This window comes from Micromonospora sp. NPDC005172, assembly GCF_040608555.1.
Lineage (GTDB): Bacteria > Actinomycetota > Actinomycetes > Mycobacteriales > Micromonosporaceae > Micromonospora.
Genome location: NZ_JBEXIL010000036.1, coordinates 47,728 through 66,385 on the forward strand (window position 1 = coordinate 47,728; position 18,658 = coordinate 66,385).

The 18,658-nt window shown below is 69.5% G+C and carries 17 protein-coding genes; 5 read left to right on the forward strand and 12 right to left on the reverse strand.

Features of this window, described 5'->3' with window-relative positions; all coding sequences use genetic code 11:
* Nucleotides 1–17: 17 nt before the first annotated feature.
* The 7 genes from ABZV06_RS22900 to ABZV06_RS22930 form a co-directional block, all read right to left on the reverse strand.
* Nucleotides 18–911, reverse strand: a complete 894-nt coding sequence (locus ABZV06_RS22900) for an alpha/beta hydrolase (RefSeq protein WP_355624032.1) — start codon at nt 909–911, stop codon at nt 18–20.
* A gap of 101 nt (nt 912–1,012) precedes the next feature.
* Nucleotides 1,013–2,080 carry a 4-hydroxyphenylpyruvate dioxygenase gene (gene hppD, locus ABZV06_RS22905; RefSeq protein ID WP_355624035.1) on the reverse strand — a complete coding sequence of 356 codons (1,068 nt, stop codon included), beginning with the start codon at nt 2,078–2,080 and terminating at the stop codon, nt 1,013–1,015.
* A gap of 37 nt (nt 2,081–2,117) precedes the next feature.
* Nucleotides 2,118–3,386 (reverse strand): beta-ketoacyl-[acyl-carrier-protein] synthase family protein, encoded by a 1,269-nt coding sequence (locus tag ABZV06_RS22910; RefSeq protein WP_355247226.1) that lies wholly within the window; start codon nt 3,384–3,386, stop codon nt 2,118–2,120.
* Nucleotides 3,386–5,029, reverse strand: coding sequence for a class I adenylate-forming enzyme family protein (locus ABZV06_RS22915; RefSeq protein ID WP_355624038.1), 1,644 nt, complete (start codon nt 5,027–5,029; stop codon nt 3,386–3,388). Before ABZV06_RS22915 ends, ABZV06_RS22910 begins: the two co-directional genes overlap by 1 nt.
* A gap of 172 nt (nt 5,030–5,201) precedes the next feature.
* Nucleotides 5,202–5,453: a phosphopantetheine-binding protein gene (locus ABZV06_RS22920; RefSeq protein WP_355247220.1), complete on the reverse strand. Its 252-nt coding sequence runs from the start codon at nt 5,451–5,453 to the stop codon at nt 5,202–5,204.
* A 97-nt stretch (nt 5,454–5,550) separates the two neighbouring features.
* The gene (locus tag ABZV06_RS22925) at nt 5,551–6,222 is read right to left on the reverse strand and encodes an AMP-binding protein (RefSeq protein WP_355624041.1); all 672 of its coding nucleotides are present in this window, start codon (nt 6,220–6,222) and stop codon (nt 5,551–5,553) included.
* 1,125 nt (nt 6,223–7,347) lie between these two features.
* The gene (locus ABZV06_RS22930) at nt 7,348–7,641 is read right to left on the reverse strand and encodes a hypothetical protein (RefSeq protein ID WP_355624044.1); all 294 of its coding nucleotides are present in this window, start codon (nt 7,639–7,641) and stop codon (nt 7,348–7,350) included.
* 293 nt (nt 7,642–7,934) lie between these two features.
* Here ABZV06_RS22930 and ABZV06_RS22935 point away from each other — a divergent pair, with 293 nt between their 5' ends.
* Nucleotides 7,935–8,450, forward strand: a complete 516-nt coding sequence (locus ABZV06_RS22935; RefSeq protein ID WP_355247211.1) for an LURP-one-related family protein — start codon at nt 7,935–7,937, stop codon at nt 8,448–8,450.
* Between the two features lie 319 nt (nt 8,451–8,769).
* Here the strand turns inward: ABZV06_RS22935 and ABZV06_RS22940 are convergent, their stop codons facing one another.
* From ABZV06_RS22940 to ABZV06_RS22955, 4 genes are all read right to left on the reverse strand, one after another.
* Entirely contained in the window at nt 8,770–10,812 is a 2,043-nt protein-coding gene (locus ABZV06_RS22940; protein WP_355624047.1) for a hypothetical protein, read from the reverse strand.
* Nucleotides 10,813–11,178: 366 nt separating this feature from the next.
* Nucleotides 11,179–11,859, reverse strand: a complete 681-nt coding sequence (locus tag ABZV06_RS22945; protein WP_355624050.1) for a GPP34 family phosphoprotein — start codon at nt 11,857–11,859, stop codon at nt 11,179–11,181.
* Nucleotides 11,856–12,575 carry an ABC transporter permease gene (locus ABZV06_RS22950; RefSeq protein ID WP_355247204.1) on the reverse strand — a complete coding sequence of 240 codons (720 nt, stop codon included), beginning with the start codon at nt 12,573–12,575 and terminating at the stop codon, nt 11,856–11,858. The genes ABZV06_RS22945 and ABZV06_RS22950 overlap by 4 nt, the downstream gene beginning before the upstream one ends.
* Nucleotides 12,576–12,601: 26 nt before the next feature.
* A complete protein-coding gene (locus tag ABZV06_RS22955) occupies nt 12,602–13,483 on the reverse strand; it encodes an ABC transporter ATP-binding protein (protein WP_355247201.1) in 882 nt (293 codons plus the stop codon).
* 107 nt (nt 13,484–13,590) lie between these two features.
* Here ABZV06_RS22955 and ABZV06_RS22960 point away from each other — a divergent pair, with 107 nt between their 5' ends.
* The 3 genes from ABZV06_RS22960 to ABZV06_RS22970 all read left to right on the forward strand — a co-directional run bounded on the left by ABZV06_RS22960 (nt 13,591) and on the right by ABZV06_RS22970 (nt 16,473).
* Complete coding sequence (locus ABZV06_RS22960) at nt 13,591–14,736, forward strand: histidine kinase (protein WP_355624053.1); 1,146 nt, start codon at nt 13,591–13,593, stop codon at nt 14,734–14,736.
* Nucleotides 14,733–15,335: a response regulator transcription factor gene (locus tag ABZV06_RS22965; protein ID WP_355247196.1), complete on the forward strand. Its 603-nt coding sequence runs from the start codon at nt 14,733–14,735 to the stop codon at nt 15,333–15,335. The genes ABZV06_RS22960 and ABZV06_RS22965 overlap by 4 nt, the downstream gene beginning before the upstream one ends.
* Before the next feature lie 148 nt (nt 15,336–15,483).
* On the forward strand, nt 15,484–16,473 hold the full coding sequence (locus ABZV06_RS22970) for a CPBP family intramembrane glutamic endopeptidase (protein WP_355624056.1): 990 nt from the start codon (nt 15,484–15,486) through the stop codon (nt 16,471–16,473).
* A gap of 73 nt (nt 16,474–16,546) precedes the next feature.
* Here the strand turns inward: ABZV06_RS22970 and ABZV06_RS22975 are convergent, their stop codons facing one another.
* Nucleotides 16,547–17,551, reverse strand: coding sequence for an LLM class flavin-dependent oxidoreductase (locus ABZV06_RS22975; protein ID WP_355624058.1), 1,005 nt, complete (start codon nt 17,549–17,551; stop codon nt 16,547–16,549).
* Nucleotides 17,552–17,726: 175 nt separating this feature from the next.
* Here ABZV06_RS22975 and ABZV06_RS22980 point away from each other — a divergent pair, with 175 nt between their 5' ends.
* Complete coding sequence (locus ABZV06_RS22980; protein ID WP_355247187.1) at nt 17,727–18,494, forward strand: sulfite exporter TauE/SafE family protein; 768 nt, start codon at nt 17,727–17,729, stop codon at nt 18,492–18,494.
* The last annotated feature ends 164 nt before the right edge of the window (nt 18,495–18,658 follow it).

Here is an 18,658-nt window from a genome sequence, read left to right on the forward strand (position 1 = left end):
GTCCTTTCCGGAGACGATCAGTCGTCGGCTTCGGGAGCCAGAGCCAGCGACGCTCGGCTCGGTGCCTCGTCCACGAACTGGACCACCGCCTGGACCACCTCACGGGCGATGAGAATGCGCTGGTGGCCCAGCCGGTCGGTGACGAGCAGCCGGGCCGGACCGGCGTAGTCGGCGATGAGCCGGTTGGCGTGATCCATTCCGACCGTGGTGTCCGAGCGGTCGTGGATCACGAGCATCGGGACGTCGGCCTCGGCTCGCGCGTCGGGCGACTGCTGCCCGCCGCCCTGCTCGGCGGAGAAGATCTCCTGCTGGACGCGCCGGTGCAGGCGGCGCACGACCCGTTCGTTCACCCCCAGCCGCCGGTGGAACTCGTCGACCAGGAATCCGAGGTCCGCGACCCCGCTGATGGCCACGAGTCTTCGCGTTCGCACGCCGTTGCGTACGGCCAGCAGGGCGCACGGCACGCCGTACGAGTGGGCGACGATCGCCTCGAAGGTTCCGAAGCTCCTCTGCACCTCCTCGATGATGCGGCCGTACTCCGCCACCGTGGTGGCCTCGCCGCCCGAGTGGCCGTGGCCGGGGGCGTCAAAACTCAGCGGGCTGTACCCGTGGTCGAGCAGCCGGGGTACGAACGAAGCGAACCGTGACGCCCGCGAGCGCCACCCGTGCAGCAGCAGGACCGGCTTCACGCCGTCGCCCCAGCGGTACGTGACGACCCGCTTGCCCCCGACCTCGACGACGTCCCGGATGGCCGTCACGTGCACCTCCTGTTCGGTGACCCGCAGGTTCGCCCGTTTCCAGGTCTTGCAGAAGGTGACGTACGCGCCGTGGCCGGCGAGCGCCGGCGCTATCCAGGACGCGATGTTGAGGCCCGTCCGGACGGACGAGGCGGTCAGTAGTCTCCTGGCCATGGTGGACGGTCAGCCGCGCCGGATCGCCGGGCAGTACTCCGGGTCGGAGTAGTCGGAAAGGCCGTCCGCCTGGCGGCGCCGAATCGTGTCGTCGCCGGGGGTCACGCGCTCACCTCGGTGTCCTGGGCGACGGCCTCGTACAGTGCCTTGATGTTGTTGCTGCCGAACGAGCGGGCGCCGTGCCGGTCGACGAGCTCGGTGAAGTAGGTGCCCCGCACGTGCACGGGCTTGGTGAAAATCTGGAACAGCTCGCCCCAGTGGTCCCGGTCGACCAGCACGTTGGTGGCCCGCAGCCGCTCGACGGGGACGTCGGTCCGGCCGAGGCGTTCCTCGATGGAGTGGTAGTAGCTGGCCGGCGTGCTCAGGAACTGGACGCCGCGGACGTTGAGGTCGCTCACCGCGGCCACGATGTCGCCGGTCAGCAACGCCAGATGCTGCACGCCCGCGCCCTGGTGCTGATCCAGGAACCGGTCGATCTGGCCCGGCCGGTGTCCGGGCACCGGCTCGATCAGGGTGAACGTCACGGTCCCCGCGTCGTTCTGTACGACCTTGGAGTCCATGGCCTGGGTGCCGACCTCGATGAGCTCCTCGAAGATCTGGCGGAAGCCGAACACGTCACGGTAGTACTGGACGGTCCGCCCGAGGTCTCCGGCCCGAAGGCACACCGCCGCGTGGTCGACCACGGAGAAGTGCTGTTCACGGGGCTCCGGCTCAGACGTGAGGATGTCCATGACCCCCGGAAGGAAGGCGCGCTCCGAGCCGTGCCGCTCGACGAGGCGGTGATGGACGTCGCCGAAACCGCCGACGGTCGCGGTCACCACCCGTGCCTCGTCGTCGACGGCCGTGGACAACGGCTCGACCGCTCTCGCCCCCCGGGCGACGGCCTCCTCGAATGTCCGGCCGGCGTCCGGCGTCGCGAAGGCGATGTTCGCCACGCCGTCGCCGTGCCTGGCGACGTAGCGAGCCGCCGGGTGGGCGGGCGTCAGGCCCGAGGTGAGCAGGAACTGCGCGTCGCCCTGGCGCAGCAGAAGCGATCGCTGGTCCGCGAGGCCGGTCTCCGGCCCGGCCTGGCCGCACAGTTGGAACCCGAAGGCAGTGCACCAGTAGAAGGCCGATTGCTGGGCATCACCGACATAGAATTCGATGTGGTCGATGTCATTGATCTGCATTGCTGGCTCCTCTTCGCGATGTCGGGTGTGCCGCGGTTCAGCCGTCGGTCACCGCGGTACGACGACGGCGTGTGCTGGCCTCGCCCATGAGCAGGCTCACGTTGTGGCCGCCGAAGGCGAAGGAGTTCGATATCGCGTTGCGCACCCGGCCGGTGCGCGGCTGCTTCCGTACGTGGTCCGCCTCGCACTCGGGGTCGACCTCGTCCAGGTTGTACGTCGGCGGCAGCACGCCCCGGGACACGGCCAGCGCCGTGATCGCGGCCTCCACCGCACCTGATCCGCCGAGCAGGTGACCGGTCACCGACTTGGTGCTGCTGACCGCCGGCGGTACCGTGCCGAAGACCCTGCGTAGCGCCTTGACCTCGGCCACGTCACCCAGCTTGGTGCTGGTTCCGTGCGCGTTGACGTAGTCGACCTCGCCGGGTGGGAGGTCGGCGCGACGTAGGGCCGCCGCTATCGCCTTGGCCGCGCAGGTGCCGTCCGGGAGGGGCGTCGTCGGCCGGTACGCGTCGGTCGTGACACCCCAGCCCAGCAGGTCGGCGTATCCCGCCGCGCCCCGGGCATCCACGTCGCTGGCTCGCTCGACGACCAGGATGCCCGCGCCCTCGGCGAGCACGAAACCGTTGCGGCGCACGTCGAAGGGACGGCTCGCGGCGGTGGGATCCGCCCATCGCGTCGCCAGCGCGTGACCGTGCCGGAAGCTCAGCGAGCCGGTCGGGTTCAGTGGCGCCTCGGACGCTCCGCAGATGACCACGTCGGCGTCCCCGTGTGCGATCAGGCGGAACGCCTCCACTATCGCGTGTGCGCCGGCCGAGCACGCCGTCGACATGGCGGAGCTGAAGCCGTGCGCTCCGTACTGGATGGCGATGCGGGCCGCCGCCATGTTCCCCAGGAATCCCGGCAGCATGTACGGACTCACCGCGGTACGGCCGCGGGCTGCGTACGCGTGGCTCTGCTCCTCGAAGATGTCCAGCCCGCCCGCACCGCTGCTGACGACCACGGCCACCCGGTCGGGATCCACGTCGGTGCCGACGGTCAGCCGGGCGTCGGCCATCGCGTCCGCGGCGGCGGCGAGAGCCATCAGCACGAACCGGTCGACGAGCCGGCCCTCGGCGGGGGGCAACACCTCGGACGCCTCGATCTCCGGCGCGAAGCCGGCGTAGCCGATGGCCGGGGCGAGCCGATGGTCGGCGGGCACCTGCCGGATGCCGGACCTGCCGGAGCAGACGGCATCCCACACCGTATCGACGGCACGACCCACCGGGGTGAACAATCCGATGCCGGTGATGACGGGACGGGCGCTCATCACCGCGCCACCGCTGCGGTCACGCCGAGCAGTTCCCCACTCAGAAGCCGGTCGCGCAGCAACGCCTTGCGCACCTTGCCGGTGGCGCCGAACGGCAGCACGCCGTCGTCGGCCGTCAGTACGCCTGCCACGGTCACCGCCACCGCGGGTTCGAGCGCCTCGGTCACCTTCGCCACCAGGTCCGGCTCCGGCTCACCACCGTCACGCAGCGTCAGCAGAATCACCGTACGGACGTCGCCGGGTTCGCCGACGGCCACCACCGTGCAGTCGAGCACCTCCGGGCAGGCGGCCAGGACGCGCTCCTCGGCGAGGGCGGTGTACACCCAGTTGCCGTCGCCGATGTCGACCGCGTCGACGAGCCGGTCGACGTGGAAGAAGTAGCCCGCCTCGTTCCGGAAGACCAGGTCCCCGGTGAGGAAGTAGCCGTTGCGGCGGGTCCGGTAGGTCAGCTCCGAGTCGTTCCAGTAGCCGAGCGAGAGGGTGGGTGCCTTGATGCCGAGTTGACCGACCTGCCCGACCGGTAGCTCGCGGGCTTCGTCGTCGTACACCACGGCGTCGGTGTAGACGTGCGGCCGGCCAATGCAACGCCGGTACCGGTCGGTGTCCGGGGTGTGCGTGATGAAGAACTGCGAGTGACCCATCTCCGAGGAGCCGAGCCCGTCGATGAAGACCGAACCGGGCTTCTGGGTCACGCCCTCGCTCGTCATCACGTACCGCCGGCCGGCGCCGACGAGGTGACGGATGTGCGGCTCGTGCGCGCAGTCCCCGGTGTTCCACCAGGCCTGCACCGAGCTGAGGTCCCGGGTGGCGAGGTCGACGCCGGCCAGATCCGACCACGTCGCCGAGAAGCCGAGCACGCTGATCGGGCGCCACATCTCGATCATGTCGAGGACGTACGCGCCGTTCTGCCGCGAGCACAGCGCCAGCTCAACGTGATTGCACAACGCCACGCTGAGCGCGATCACCATGGCCGCGTGCCCGGGCGGCAGGATCACCAGCATCCGGTCCAGCGCCGCCGCCTTCGGCAGGGTCAGGCGGTGCCGTACGGCCGCGAAGAGGCTGTGGTGCGAGTGGGCCACCGCCTTGGGCAGACCGGTGGTCCCGGACGAGTGGGTGATGACGACCGGATCGTCCGGGTGGTGCTGGAACGGCGGTGGCGCCAGCCGCGGGTCGCCGGCGCCGAGTGTCGCGACATCGACCATCCACTGGCTGGCGAGCCCTTCGTCGCGCAGTGCCTGCTTGTGCGCCGCGTCGGTGATGACCACGGGAGAGGCCAGCCGCTTCCGGATGTACTCGGCGGCGAGACCACTGTCGAGGTTGCCGTTGATCAGGGCCGGGACGGCGCCGATCCGGGCCAGCGCGAGGAAACTCAGCGCCTGGTCGGCCGCGGCGCGGACGTAGACCGCCACCGGATCCCGCGGCCTGATGCCCAGCCGGTGCAGCTCGGCGGCTCGGGCGGTGACCCGATGCTCCAGCTCGTTGAGCGACATGGGCTGCCAGGACGGATGGTCGTCCACCGGAGTGTCGAAGGTCAGCGCCGGGTCGTCCAGCCCTTCACCACGCGCGATCAACGTGGTCAGCAGGTTGCCGGTGCCCAACGCCGGATCCGCGGCGAGCTCGGCCCGCATTCTCTTGACGTCCATGTCTCGGCTCCCTGGGAGATGTCGTGTGGGCGTTCGTCAGCACGGCCGGATGCCTCGCTAGCAGCACGCCTGTCCGTCCAGCGACTGACGGAGCAGGCAGGCGAGCATGTCCACAATGGACAGTTGGGGCAGAATTTCGTCGGGTCTTGCCGGTCCGGAGACGCGGCAGCGGTCATTTCTGCTCCATGCGCGTTGTGATCTCATCTGCCAGGTCACCCACGGTCATCATGGCCAGCCGCTCGGCCTCGTCCTCGTCGAACTGCACGCCGTAGGCGTCCTCCACCTGAATGGAGACCTCGGCGACCGCCAGGGACTCCAATCCCAGACCTTTGGCTCCCAACGCCGTTTCCCGGGTCACCGAAGAGATGTCATAGTTCATGTTCTTGAGCGCGTCGACAAGAAACGCGAATACGTCGGCAGGCATGCGAATTCCCTTCGGTTGGCATGGCGCGACCGCTTGATCCGGCGCACCGTTTTCGGTGAACCTTCGGCTAACTCGGAGCGTGCGCTGCCCGAGCCCGTCAGCGAATAGCGACGTCCCGTGCCACGCCGCGCAATACGACTGGATTCCGGACGAATTTGCCGTTGGCGGTGCGGGGAAGATTGCCCCGAATATGCAGCGAACGGGGCCGCTTGTAAGCGGCTGGACGCTCGCCGAGGTCCGTCTGGATCTCCTCGGCCGGTCGGTCGCCGAGGACGGTCACGTAGGCCATGACGACCTTGTCGGACAGCACGACCATGCTGGTGACCACGGGTAAGCCGGCCAGCACGGCCAGGTCGGCCGTCAGGCCACCGATGGAGACCTGTGGGTCCAGCCGGCCGCTGATGGCGAGCAGGCTGGTCGCCGTGTCGGCGTCCGGGGTGCGCAGCCAGTCGTGCGCCCACCGGGACGGGTCGACCGGACCGACGTGCGGCGACGTCGTGAGCCGGGACAGCGCCAGGGAGATCGCGGCAGCGGCCAAGCGGTGATCGAGGAGCGTGACCTGGGCGCCGGCTCGCCAGGCAGCCAGCATCGTGGTGATACCCGCCAGCGAAGGTGGCAGGCGGAGCGCCACCGTCCCGCCGGCGCGAAGCCCGGCGGCGTGCAGGTGGGTCTGGCGTTCCGTCACCACGTTGCGCAGGATTGCCCAGGTGATCGACTGGTCGAGGATCAGCCAGCACTCGTTGTCGGGTCCGGCCAGGAGGTCGTCCACCCACGGGCCGTCCGGAGGGACCGGCCCGTCGGCTAAGAGTGAAGCAGTATTCATATATTCCCCGTAATGTATCTACCTGCCTAGATGCGGCGAGCCTCGCTGCCTCGCACTCGATCGCAGCCACGTCGAGCGGCGAAGTCACATTCGACCGTACAAGATCACATAGATAAATTCGAATCGACTCTAGCAGTGGCCGTCCGTGAGGGTCAACCGTGGAAACACGTTGGTAAGTTTTGGACGCGTGACCGATCAATTAGGAAAGTTGGCCTTAATGAGCGGGTCTTCGGGGCACCCGGGTAGCATCCGAGTCAATCCCCCACTAAAACGCAAATCGGCCAGGCGACGCTCGCCGCCGGCGACTCGATCCGGCGTGGCGCGGACCGCAATCGGCGCGGTGACGATGCTCTGCGCGCCGCACCGTTGGCCGCGCGGCGGTCCGGCTTCTCCGCCGAACGGCGTAGCTGGGAACGGGCGAATGCGGCGCCCGGGACGCGGATCCGCCAGGTCCAGCCGACCTCCGCGGTGAGCACCGGCCAGACACCGAGCCAACCGGGCCTCGGTGCGGGAGGTCCGCCGAGCGGTGCCAGCATCAACCCCGCGGCCGTTGTTGGGGCAAGGAACCGTGACGCAGATTCGACCATGGCCGGAGGCACCGCAGAACGCTGGCCGAGGGGATGAACCTGATGTCCGAGATGGACAGCTACGGCTCCGGCGCGAGCGCTGGACGGGACATCCGCATCAGGGGCCAGTACGCGGCCGGACCCGGTGGTGGTGAATCTCTCCGGACCGGGCGGGATCGGCAAGTCGGCGTTAGCCGTCCGGGTGGCCCACCGCCTCCGTGACCGCTTCCCCGACGGTGTCCTGTACGCAGCCCCCGGACCCCAGTCCTGGCAGACCGCCGACATCGTCGCCGAATTTCTCTACCTGCTGCGCCGTTGGCCCAGGCCCAGGCACCCGGTCCGGCGGCCCGGTTCACCCTGCAGCGGCTGATCGAGAACGCCCGACGGTTGGGAAACCCAGTGCTGGAGGACGCGGCGACGCGACTGCTCGACCGTCGATGAACAGCGCCGCTGTGGTGGTCGTCCAGCGCACCCGCCGCCTCGCTGCCTTCCTGAGCGACTGGAGCTAGCCGGCGTCCGGGCCACCGATGTGCAGGTCCCGGCCGGCGGCGTACCGGCCGGAGACGCGCACGTCGCGGCCCGCGACCGCGCCGCTCTCGTTCGCCTGGATGATCGTCGGGCCGGCCTCGGCAAGCGCATCCCGCAGCGCCGCAGCGAACTCCGGGTCGGCGGTGATCTGCCGGGTCAGCCGCAGCGTCAGCCGATCTTCGGCGGCCTGCGTCGGCGCGGTGGTCATCTCGTCGACGACGTCCAGCGTGTCCGGATCGCCAGCGAACCGGTGCCGGATCACCTGGGTCACCCGGTCTGCCCCGGCGAGAGGCCGCTGCGCTGCCCACCGGCCACGCCGGTGGAAAGGGCGGTCAGCGCCCCGACGGCGACGGTTGCCAGGTCCAGCGGTTCCATCTTGCCTCCTGGTCGGGGCGGTCGTCTGGGTCCGTCCAGCGTAGCCCTTTTTCCACAAGGGATTCACCGATCGACGCCCTCGACAACGTGCTCACAGCGTCTCCCAGCAAGGCCGTCGAGTGGAACGTCCGTTTGGACCCCCATCGAGTCGCCCGGCCTGCACTGCCCCGGGCGGTGGAGGAGAATCGAATGATGTTTGTCATCAAGGAGCGGTTCTTCTCGATCGGCGACGACTTCGACGTGCTCGACGAGCACGGCACCAAGGTCTTCCACGTCGACGGCAAGGTGCTCAGCGTCCGCAACAAGGTCGTCATCGAGGACGCCTCCGGCCATGAGGTCGCCACGTTGCACCGGCACCTGGTGGCGCTGCGCCCCACCTACGAGATCCGGATCGGCGGCGAGAAGGCCGCGGAAGTCCGCAAGAAGCTGTTCACGCCTTTCCGCGACAGGTTCACCATCGACGTGCCGGGGCCCGACGACCTGGAGATGAAGGGTGATCTGCTCGACCACGAGTACGTGATCGAACGCGACGGGACCGAGGTGGCTGCGGTCTCCAAGCGGTGGCTGACGATTCGGGACACCTACGCCGTGCAGGTCAGTCCTGGCGTCGACCCGCTGCTCATCATCGGCAGCGTCCTCGCGCTCGACCTGGCCACGGATCGCGACAAGAAGAAGGACGACAAGAAGAAGGACGACGAGGACTGACCTCCTGGGCGGCTGCGGGACTGCTCGGCGTCGGGCTCGGCGGCCGGGGCACCTTGTGCGTTCAGCGGCGACGGATCGTTCTCCTGGGCCAGCAGGGCCGCCTCGGTGCTGTCGCCGCAGCCCCGCCCGGCGCGGCGGACAACCCGCCGCGCCCGGCGGTACACCGATGACGGCGAATGTACGCCGGCGATCAGTGCCCGATGGTCCGAGGCGTCGTTGCACATCAGATAGATGCCGAAACTCCTGCGGACGTCAGCGGCGAGCGAGTTGACGTTGCCCGACCTGGAGCCGGTGGACAGCCGGCGAAGGGTCACCGTTGCTACGACTGGGCGTTCGTCACCCTGCCCAGCCGGGTGCCGAGGTCACGCACCGCCTCATCGAACGTCCGGTCGGCCTCACACGGGCTGTGTCCCCTGATCGGGGGCGGGAAGATGTCTCCGGTCGACGGCGTGACGCCGTGCGGGTCGCGAAGCCGTCGGTCCACCGGTGAGGTTCGATCGGACGCGTCGGGCACCTCGTTCGCTTGCTGGGGCGGGAAGACGCGGCCGCCGATGGGGTCGGTGTCCCGCCACAGGTTCACCCACCGCCAGTCGACCCGTTCGGCGATCTCGCCGATCACCTCGTCGCTGACGTACGACGGGAAGAGGCGGGCGTACAACCGGCGCAGTGGCGAGCCGTGGGTCAGCAGGGCGATTCGGTCGGTGACCCGTGGTGGCAGTTGGAGAACGGTCGCGGCGAGCAGGACGGAGCCGTGGCTGTGTCCGCTGAGCACCACCGCGTTGCCGGAGTCGACGAGGTAGGTGATCCGGCAGGTCAGTTCGGGAACGGCCCGTTCGGCGTAGCACGGCGGCGCGAACGGGTGCGCGGCTCGGGGCCAGAAGGTGCCCAGGTCCCACAGCACGCCCACGTACCGGCGAAATCCCGGGGTGCGGTAGGCGAAGATCCCGCCCAGGACCAGGCCGAGAAAGATGGCCGCGATCAGATAGCTGCCGGCGCCGATGGCGAAGTTGACGGAGCTGACCGGCAGGCCCACGTAACGTTGGATCAGTTCGCGGGGGGACGTCGGCAGCAGGCCGAGCGCCACCGCTGCCATGCCGATCCCGGCAAGGCCGGCGTAGAGCACCGCGATCGGCACGAGCCTCTCGGTGAACCGGGCATGGGCGATGGTTCTGCGCACCTGCCGCAACCGGGGTGCGGCATCGGGCGGTGCGTCCGGGAAGTCGCCAGCGACGATCGCCGACGCGGCACGGATCCGTCCCGGGCGGGACGCCAGTGATATCACGCCGGCGACGACGACCGTCAGCAGCACCGCCAGGGCGAAGCCGAGGATCGCCCAGACGCAGGCCCGTGGAGGGCTGGTGATCAGCCCCTCCGCAGTCGGTGCGCCCCGGTTCAGGATGTCGGACACCCGGTAGACCAGTTCGGCGGAGAACGTGAGCGCCAGACTGATCGCGGTGACGGACGCCGCCAGGGCACCGAACCACAGCGAGGGCGCGGCGTGGGGCTGTCGATTCCGATGCCAGAACAACGCCACTCCCAGAGCGAGCAGCAGCACCGCCTGACCGATGTACAAACCGACGACTGTCAGGTTGTAGCCGGGTAGCCCGTTCCTCTCCGGCCAGGAGGCCGAACTGGCCGGAACGTGGATCCAGACCAGCCCGGTCAGGCCGAGGGCGATCGCGCGCAGCGCGCTTACCAGCCGGTCGAGCCGCCGTTCCGCACGCGCGGACAGGGGTGGCGTGCAGAGCAGGGCCGCGCACGTGACCAGCAGGAGTCCGGTGCCTGCCGCCAGCGCGATGGTGCGGATCGAGAAGCCCTGGGCGGCCCGGGCGCCGAGCAGGCTGAGGTCCAGCGTGGCGAACGCCGCCGCGACGTGGATCGAGCGCAGTCGACCGACGATCGGCTCGTTGTCCCACCGGCCGATGGCGGTGAGCCGGGGTGCCGGAGGGGGCTGGCCGGCCGAACGGGGTACGTGGAGCGGGAGTGCCGGGCGAGCGGTGATCGCCCATACGAGGCCGATCGCGGCCACCGGCACCAGCGCGAGCACCGCCAGGCGCAGTCCGGCCGGGCGTCCCCCGAGCCAGGAGAGCCAACTGCGTCCGGCCAGGCACTCCGGTGCGGACATGCACTTCCACGCGATCACGTCCAGCGCGATCCCCACCATGCTCAGCACGTACATTCCGGTCAGGGTGAGCGCCAGCAACCGGCAGAGAGCCTTGATCAGCGGGTCGCCGCCGGTTCCGGCCGGACGCATCCAGATGGCGAGGTTGATCAGCATGAAGGGCAGCAGGATCACCATCGACAGCGTTCGCACCGCGTTTCCAGCGGGCAGATTGTTCCAGCGGTAGGCCTCCAGCGTCACCCCGTCTGCTTCGCCGCCCTCGTGAATCGCCAGCCGGGGTCGGTAGAAGCCACCCCTGTGATCACCCGCCACCTGCCGCACGTGTGGTTGGTCCAACAGTTCAGCCGGGCCGATGGCGGACACCCCGTGCACCCGCAGTTCCACGAGGCCGCCAGCCCGAGAGCGGCCGCCCGCCTCTCGCTGATCCATCCGGTACCGGCCTCCCGGCGTGTACGACGGCTCGCACCGACCCGTACGGCTGATCCGACGGCGCAGGCGCGGCGAGACGGGCGTACCCCACGAATGGTGAAACAACCCCGAGCTGCGGGTGAGCCCGGCATTGTCGCTACCGACGACGCCGTCCATGCCAAGGGGAGACCGCCCGTGCTAGCTGCGGGGAAGTACGGTGATGGCCACGATGGCGCTGCTGACGACAGTGGCCGTCACGGTGCGGATCACCGCTGCCGCCGCGGCGTCGGCGCCCCAGTCGCCCTGCTCGAGTTGCTTGGCTCGGCTGATCACCGCAGAGGTCCACGGGATCTCGCGGTGGAACTGCGGGAGCGTCCCGCTCGCCGAGAGCAGCGCCGCGAGCGCGGCGACCCGGGCCGACGGCTCCGCGCCGTCCACGACGACCTGCCGTACGTCGGCGAGCAGGCGAGCCCGTCGTTCGGTGCGGCCGTCGCGCAGGGCCGTCGTCCGGAAGAGGCCGAGCACCTTGCGGGACTCCTGGTCGATGTCACCGCGTGCGACGAGCCGCCGCAGGACCGGCTCGCGCAGGGCGGGACCGATCGCCGCCAGCGCCGTCTGCACGCCCCGCGGTTTCTCGGCGAGGTAGTCCCATGCCCGGCGCAGGAGGTCGTCCGACGGCGGGTGACCTGTCACGCTGCTGACCTGCCCCGTGGTCGCCGTGGTCAGGTGCTCGCCGAGGGCGAGGTCCGCGAGGACGGCTCCGCCGAGTACGTAGAAGAGGGTGTTCTCTCCCGCGATGGTGCCGGACCTGGGTTGGAACAGGAGCAGGAGCAGGTCTTCCGCGAGGGTCGGGGTGTCGGACCGGGGTGCGCTGCTCATCGGCGGGGCTCCCAGCGGAAGAGTCGGGTGGCGAGCGCGACGGCGATGACGACCCAGCCGAGAGTGGGCGCGAGCAGCGGCAGGGAGTCGGTCACGGCGACGCCGCCGTTCCACGCGTTCATGGTCAGTTCGGTAGCAGCTCCGCCGGGCAGCAGCCGCTTGAGGAACGCGAGGTTCTCGGTGCCGGAGATGCCGACCCAGCTGGCCATGGCGATCACACCGAGGGTGACGGGCAGGGTGGTGACCTGCGCGTGCTCGGGAGAGTTCGTCAGCCCCGCGGTGGCCAGGGCCAGACCGATCATCATGGCCAGGGTCGCGAGGATCGCCACCACCAGCAGGGCGACGTTTGACGGCCCTCCGGCCACCACGGCCAGAGCGGTCAGGATCGCGGTCACCTGCACCACGGAGAGGACGAGTACGGGCAGCAGCAGGCCGGCGATGATGCCGGCGTCGCCCTCGGCGGTGGAGCGCAGCCGCTTGAGGAAGAGATTCTGACGGCGGGAGGCCAGGGTGGTGACGGCGGTGGCGTAGAGGCCGAAGGCGGCCACGGTGAACAGCACGATCGCGGCGATGTAGCCGAGGCTCCCGAGGGCCGCGTACGTCTCGTGCTGGCGGACGAAGAACACGCAGACCACGACCGGGATGATGAGGCTGGTGATCAGCACCAGGCGATTGCGGAAGATCTGGATCAGTTCGCTCGAGGCGATGGACAACACGTCGGGGCTCCTCTGGAAAGCGCGGATCAGTTGCTGATGGCGCGGAAGACGTCGTCGAGCCGGGTCGGCCCCGCCGCCAGGTCGCGCAGTTCCACGGCGTGGTCCTGCGCCCAGCCGAGCAGGAGGTGCAGGTCCTTCTGCATCTCGAAGGACTCGACCGTGACCTTTCCGTCGGCGTCGACGGCGGCCGGCAGCGGCAGCGGCGGCACCGGCGCGACGAGGGTGAAGCGGATCATGCCGGGGAGAGTGTGGGTCAGTTCGGAGACGGTGCCCTCGCGGTGCAGGGTGCCCTCGTGCATGAGCCCGATCCGGTCGGCGCGCTGCTGCGCCTCCTCCAGGTAGTGCGTGGTGAGCACGATGGTGGCGCCGTTCTCCCGCAGCCGGTCCACGGTCGCCCAGACGGCGTCGCGGGACTGGATGTCGAGGCCGGTGGTCGGCTCGTCCAGGAAGATCAGCTCCGGGGTGCCGTAGATCGCGGTGGCGAAGTCCAGTCGGCGCTTCTCCCCGCCGGACAGCTGGGACACCTTGCGGCCGGCCCGCCCGGTGAGGTCGACCACGTCGAGCACCCGGTCGACGTCGTCGGTGCGCCGGGTCAGCCGCCCGACCAGGCCGACGGACTCACGGACGGTGAGGTCCGGGGAGAATCCGCTCTCCTGGAGCATGACGCCCATCCGGGGACGGACCGCCCGCCGGTCGTCGGGCCGGTGCCCGAAGACGCGAACCGTGCCCGAGGTCGGCTGCCGGTGCCCCTCGACCACCTCCAGGGTCGAGGTCTTCCCGGCTCCATTGGTGCCCAGCAGCGCGTACAGCTCTCCGGGTCGTACCTCCAACGAGAGGTCCTTCACGGCGTGGAAGTCGCCGTAGGTGAGATTCAGCCGTTCGACTTCGATGACGGGTGTGGTGGACATGGGCCAATGACAGCCCGCGCACGGCCGTCCGGTCAGTGGCGCCATGTCATCACCGCATGTGACGTGGTGTCACTGGCCGTGGCATCTCACTGCCCGATACTGGTCTGGTGACCGCGAGATCGTCGCGCTTCACCGAGTCGACGCAGGGAAGGCTGCGCCGGCTCAACCTCGTCACGTCACTACCACCCGTGGTGTTCGCTGCGGTGGTCCTGCTCTACACCGACGCGCGTACCTGGTGGCACGTCGTCGTGTTGGCGCCGGGAGCCGTGGCGGGCGTGGTGGCCTTCGAACGGTGGACGGCCAACGACCTCGCCAGGGTCGCGCTGCCCTGCCTGGTCGTGGCGGCGGTGGTCTGGCCGCTCGGGGTCCTGCTGATCGGCAGCCCCAACGCTTACTGGGGGTTCTGCGCTGTAGGTTCGCTTGCCCTGCGCGAAGTGCGACGGCACCGGAAGCTGGCGCTGACCGGGCTGTTCACCTACGTCGCGGCCGTCGGCGCGGTGCGGCTGCTGGTGCAGCGGGACGACGTCGGCCACGTCCTGCTCACCTTCGTTCTCGTCCCGACCGTCCTCACCATCGTCGTGACGGTCTTCACCGTCTTGGGCGAGCGGTTCTTCGACCTCATCCGGGAGCTCGAACAGACTCGGGAACGCGAGGCGGAGCTGGCCGTGGTCCGGGAACGCGTCCGGTTCGCCAGCGACCTGCACGACATCCAGGGCCACACCCTGCACGTGGTCAAGCTGAAGATCGCCCTGGCCCAGCGGCTGCTGCTCCGCGACACCGCTGCTGCGGACAAGGAGCTACGGGAGACGTACGCGCTCGTCAGCGACACCATCGTGCAGACCAAGGAGCTGGCCTACGCGCAACGGCGGCTCAACCTGACCGCGGAGATCGAGAACGCGAAGAACCTCTTCGAGGCCGCCGGCATCCGGGTGCGGGTGACCCGGGAGGCCGAGGTCGATGCCCGCGTCAGCGAACTGCTCGGTCAGGTGCTGCGGGAGACGACCACGAACATCCTGCGGCACGCGCAGGCCAGACAGGTGCAGATCACCCTCTCCGGGTCGAGCATCACCATCGTCAACGACGGGGTGACCGCCACCGCACCCCCGGAGCTGCGGGGGCTGGCGGCACTCCGACAACGGGTGGCGGGCGACGGAGGTGAGCTGACCGTGGAACAGGAGGACGAGAGGTTCCTGACCGCAGCGGTCTTCCCACCCGCCCGAGCCGGCGTGGCTCCCGGGAAGGACGGCCGATGACCACAATCGTGCTCGCCGACGACGAGGCGCTGCTGCGTACGGCTCTGGCCGCGCTACTGCCGATGGAGGGCGACATCTCCGTCCTCGCCGAGGCATCCGACGGCGAGACGGCCGTCGAGGCCACCCTTCGGCACGAGCCCGACGTGCTTGTCATCGACCTGGAGATGCCGGGCCTGGACGGGCTGGGCGCGGTCGCCGTGATCCGCCGCACGCGCCCGGAGCAGGTGGTCCTCATGCTGACCCGGCACGCCCGTCCGGGTGTGCTGCGCAAGGCGTTGAAGCTCGGTGTCCAGGGCTTCGTCAGCAAATCCGCCGAGCCGGCGCACATCTCCTCGGTCATCGCCACCCTGCACGCGGGCAAACGCTGGATCGACCCGGACGTGTCCGCGCTCGCGGTCACCGAGGACAACCCCCTCACCGACCGTGAGGCCGACGTCCTGCGGGTCACCGGCGAGGGCTACTCGGTCGCCGACATCGCCGCTCGGCTCCACCTCGCCCCGGGCACGGTACGTAACTACCTCTCCAACGCGATGCGCAAGACCCAGACCCGGACCCGCCACGAAGCGGCCCGCTACGCCCGCGAACACGACTGGCTGTAACCGGCGGGCCGACCGGTGCGGTACCGGCCCGACGAGCGGGTCGTGTACGTCGGAATGTCACGGTGCGGTGGTGACACGGTGGCACTGCCCGTCGTACGCGGTGCGCGCTGCAATGGGACGTCCAGCATTTGTGGAAAGGACCCTCCGCATGAACACCGCACGATCCGACGGACCCTGGAAAGGGACGGAACATCCAGGCCCCTCCGACGCGAGACGCTCGCGCCTCCTGACGTCGGAACGAACCGGGACGGCCGTCGACAACTCCCGGCCCTTCGGCGCCCACCTGCGCATCAGCTGGTGGAAGCCGCTCGCGGTCATCCTGGTGCCGCCGCTGGTGATGCTGGTTCTTCAGGTGGTGCTCTACCAGGTCGTGGGCGTCATCGAGGGCAGCGACGACCCGATGTCGGCGACGCTCACGCCGTTGAAGTTGTTGGCCATCAACATCAGCATCGGCGCGGCAGGCGTTCTGGCGATCCTGCTTCTGGTGTGGATCGCCAAGGTGCCGTGGCGGAGCCTGATCAGCTTTCCCCGAGCCTTCGACGCCCGCCGCCTGACGTACTACCTGACCGGAGCGGCATTGCTGGTGGGCGCGGGGATCGGTGTCGTGGCCCTGGTCGCGCCCGATGCCCCGGGCTGGACCGCCTTCGGTCTCACCGGCACGACCATCGGCGTGCTGGTGGTAACCGTACTGACTACGCCGCTGCAGTCCACCGGCGAGGAGCTGATGTTCCGAAGCGCTGCGCTGCCCGCCGCCGCGTCCTGGGTGCGCGCGGTGCGCCCAGGCCTGGGCGTCGGGCTCGTCGTCTCCGGCCTGGGCTTCGCCGTGCTCCACGGGTCGGCCGACCCCTGGCTTTTCGGCTACTACACGTTCATCGGCATCAGCACCGGCCTGATGGCCATCATCAGTGGCGGCATCGAGGCGCCGGTTGCCTTCCACGTCGCCAACAACGTCCTGTTCGGGATCGTCAACACGGTCATGGCGGACGGTCAGCCCTACGCGATCGACCGGTCCACCGACTCCGGTGACGCGACCCTGCTGATCCTCGGCGCCGTCAACATCGCGATGGTGGTGCTGGTCTGGCTGCGCGAGCGGCGAGCCCGGGCCACCAGCGCGGACCAACCTCACCAGGGCAGGTAGCGCCGACCGTCCGGCGGGAGTTCAGGGACGACGCCAGTTCCTGGAGCACGCCGCTCAAACTGGCTGACCCATGTCAGCGGCTGGGCTGCCACCCGAGTACGGGGCCGAGCCGGGTCGTCATGTCGGTGAGGATCTGCGCGTAGTCGGCCGGTGCGAAGGTGAAGGGCAGGGCGAACGCAACCTCGTCGACCTCGCGGAACGCGACGTTGTCGAGCAGCCGTTCGGCGATCAGCTCCGACGGGCCGACGAGGTCGGGGGCGAACATCATCCGGGCCGGCCCCTGGGGTGACGCCGTTCGAGGCGTGCGTTGTTGTGCGTACTCCTCGTAGCGGGCACGTTGGGTCGGGGTGGCGGTGTCGGTGGGGATGACGACGAGCCCTTGCGAGACACGAGCCAGGTCGCCGTCCGGGTGGTGGGCGCGAAACGTCCGGATGTGCGAGAGCTGGATCTCGGCGAAGTCGGTGGACTCCTCGGCTTTGACGACGCTGCTGGTGAGCAGGTTCATGCCGTGCTGGCCGGCCCAGCGAGCGGAGCCGAGGCTGCCGGCGCCGTACCACATCCGGGCAGCCAGGCCGGGGGAGTGCGGTTGCACCCGGCGGGAGAACTGCTCGAAACCTTCGAAGCCCTCGACGTCGCTGGCCGGCTCGCCTCGAACGAGGTCGAGCAGGCGCCGTACCCGCGTGTAGCTGAAATCTTCGGCCTCGGCGGTGTCCGGGTAGAGCGATCGGCGGACCCGGTCGTAGTGCATCGGTGGGCCGACGCTCACCCCGGGGTTGAGGCGCCCGCCGGAGAGGATGTCGACCGTGGCCAGGTCCTCGGCCAGCCGCAGCGGGTTCTCCCAGCCGAGCGGGATGACCGCGGTGCCGAGCTCGATGTGCCGGGTTCGCTGTGAAGCCGCCGCCAGGACGGCGATCGGTGAGGAGATGCCGTACTGGAGGTGACGGTGGCGTACCCAGGTGGTGTCGAAGCCAAGCTGCTCGCCCAACTCGATGAGCTGGAGTGTCGCCTCGTGGCCGGTGCGAGGGTCTGCCTCGTCGAACAGGCCGATGGTCAGGAAGCCGAGCTTTCGCAGTGGCACCGACTGTTTCGACACAGGTGTTTCACTCACCGTCTGCCTCCGAGGATGCTCACCCGAGGATTTAAAATCCTATCCGTTCGGTAGGAAAATCGATCGTATGCTGCCCGTTCGGCTCACGTTCCGTCGGGTCGTCGCCGGGATCACCGCAGGCGCGGGCAATGGCTGAGGGATCCTGGTGACCTGGCAGAGCGGAGCCCTCGGATTCGCCGCAGGCCTGCTCATCTCTCTGATCACCTCGCCGGTAGGAGTGTCCGGTGCCGTGTTCCTGCTTCCGGTGCAGCTCAGCCTCCTACACGTGCCGAGCCCGGCTGTCACCCCCACCAATCTGCTGTTCAACATCGTCGCCGGGCCCGGAGCGCTCCTGCGCTACCGCCGAGCCGGCGAACTGGCCGGTCCGCTGATCCGGCTTCTCCTCGCCGGCACCCTGCCCGGCGTCGTCATCGGCGCCTGCGTCCGCGTCTTCGCCATCCCCGGCCCACGCGCCTTCCGACTCGTCGTCGCCGCGGTCCTGCTACCCCTCGGCATCTGGCTGATCGCCCGCGCCACACGCTCTGGGACTCCGGATCGGCAACCGCTCACCCGCCGCGCCATCCTCGGCCTCGGCGCGGTGGTCGGCACCGTCGGCGGCATCTACGGCATCGGCGGCGGCTCCCTGCTCGGCCCTCTTCTCGCCGGTCGTGGCACCCCGATGACAACCATTGCCCCTGCGGCGTTGGCAAGTACGTTCCTCACCTCGATCGTCGGTGCCGCCACCTACGGCCTGCTCGCGCACGCGACGGACGGCGACATCGCACCGCACTGGACCCTCGGCCTGCTCTGCGGGGCCGGCGGCCTCATCGGCGGCTATCTGGGTGCCTGGCTGCAACCACGACTGCCCGAACGCGCACTTCGGCTGCTGCTCGGCAGCCTCGCCACAGCCCTCGCGGTCCTTTACCTCAGCTAGGCCGTGTGTCAAAAGCCCCTGGCCGGCCTGCGGAGGCCGAGAGGACCGGCCGTTTCGGCCGTTGGTGAGCCGCCGCTCGCGGGCCCGTGGTCCGGCCGGATCGGAGCCGCCCGCTCCATTGAGCGTGATGCCTGTGGGGCATCAAGATGACTCACAGGCATCAC

Excerpts from the sequence above, each read along its gene's own strand:
- ABZV06_RS22945 (WP_355624050.1), bottom strand. The coding sequence starts at position 11,859 with ATGAGCAGCGCACCCCGGTCCGACACCCCGACCCTCGCGGAAGACCTG.
- ABZV06_RS22900 (WP_355624032.1), bottom strand. The coding sequence starts at position 911 with ATGGCCAGGAGACTACTGACCGCCTCGTCCGTCCGGACGGGCCTCAAC.
- ABZV06_RS22915 (WP_355624038.1), bottom strand. The coding sequence starts at position 5,029 with ATGGACGTCAAGAGAATGCGGGCCGAGCTCGCCGCGGATCCGGCGTTG.
- ABZV06_RS22965 (WP_355247196.1), top strand. The coding sequence starts at position 14,733 with ATGACCACAATCGTGCTCGCCGACGACGAGGCGCTGCTGCGTACGGCT.
- ABZV06_RS22920 (WP_355247220.1), bottom strand. The coding sequence starts at position 5,453 with ATGCCTGCCGACGTATTCGCGTTTCTTGTCGACGCGCTCAAGAACATG.
- ABZV06_RS22970 (WP_355624056.1), top strand. The coding sequence starts at position 15,484 with ATGAACACCGCACGATCCGACGGACCCTGGAAAGGGACGGAACATCCA.
- ABZV06_RS22910 (WP_355247226.1), bottom strand. The coding sequence starts at position 3,386 with ATGAGCGCCCGTCCCGTCATCACCGGCATCGGATTGTTCACCCCGGTG.
- ABZV06_RS22955 (WP_355247201.1), bottom strand. The coding sequence starts at position 13,483 with ATGTCCACCACACCCGTCATCGAAGTCGAACGGCTGAATCTCACCTAC.
- ABZV06_RS22935 (WP_355247211.1), top strand. The coding sequence starts at position 7,935 with ATGATGTTTGTCATCAAGGAGCGGTTCTTCTCGATCGGCGACGACTTC.
- hppD (WP_355624035.1), bottom strand. The coding sequence starts at position 2,080 with ATGCAGATCAATGACATCGACCACATCGAATTCTATGTCGGTGATGCC.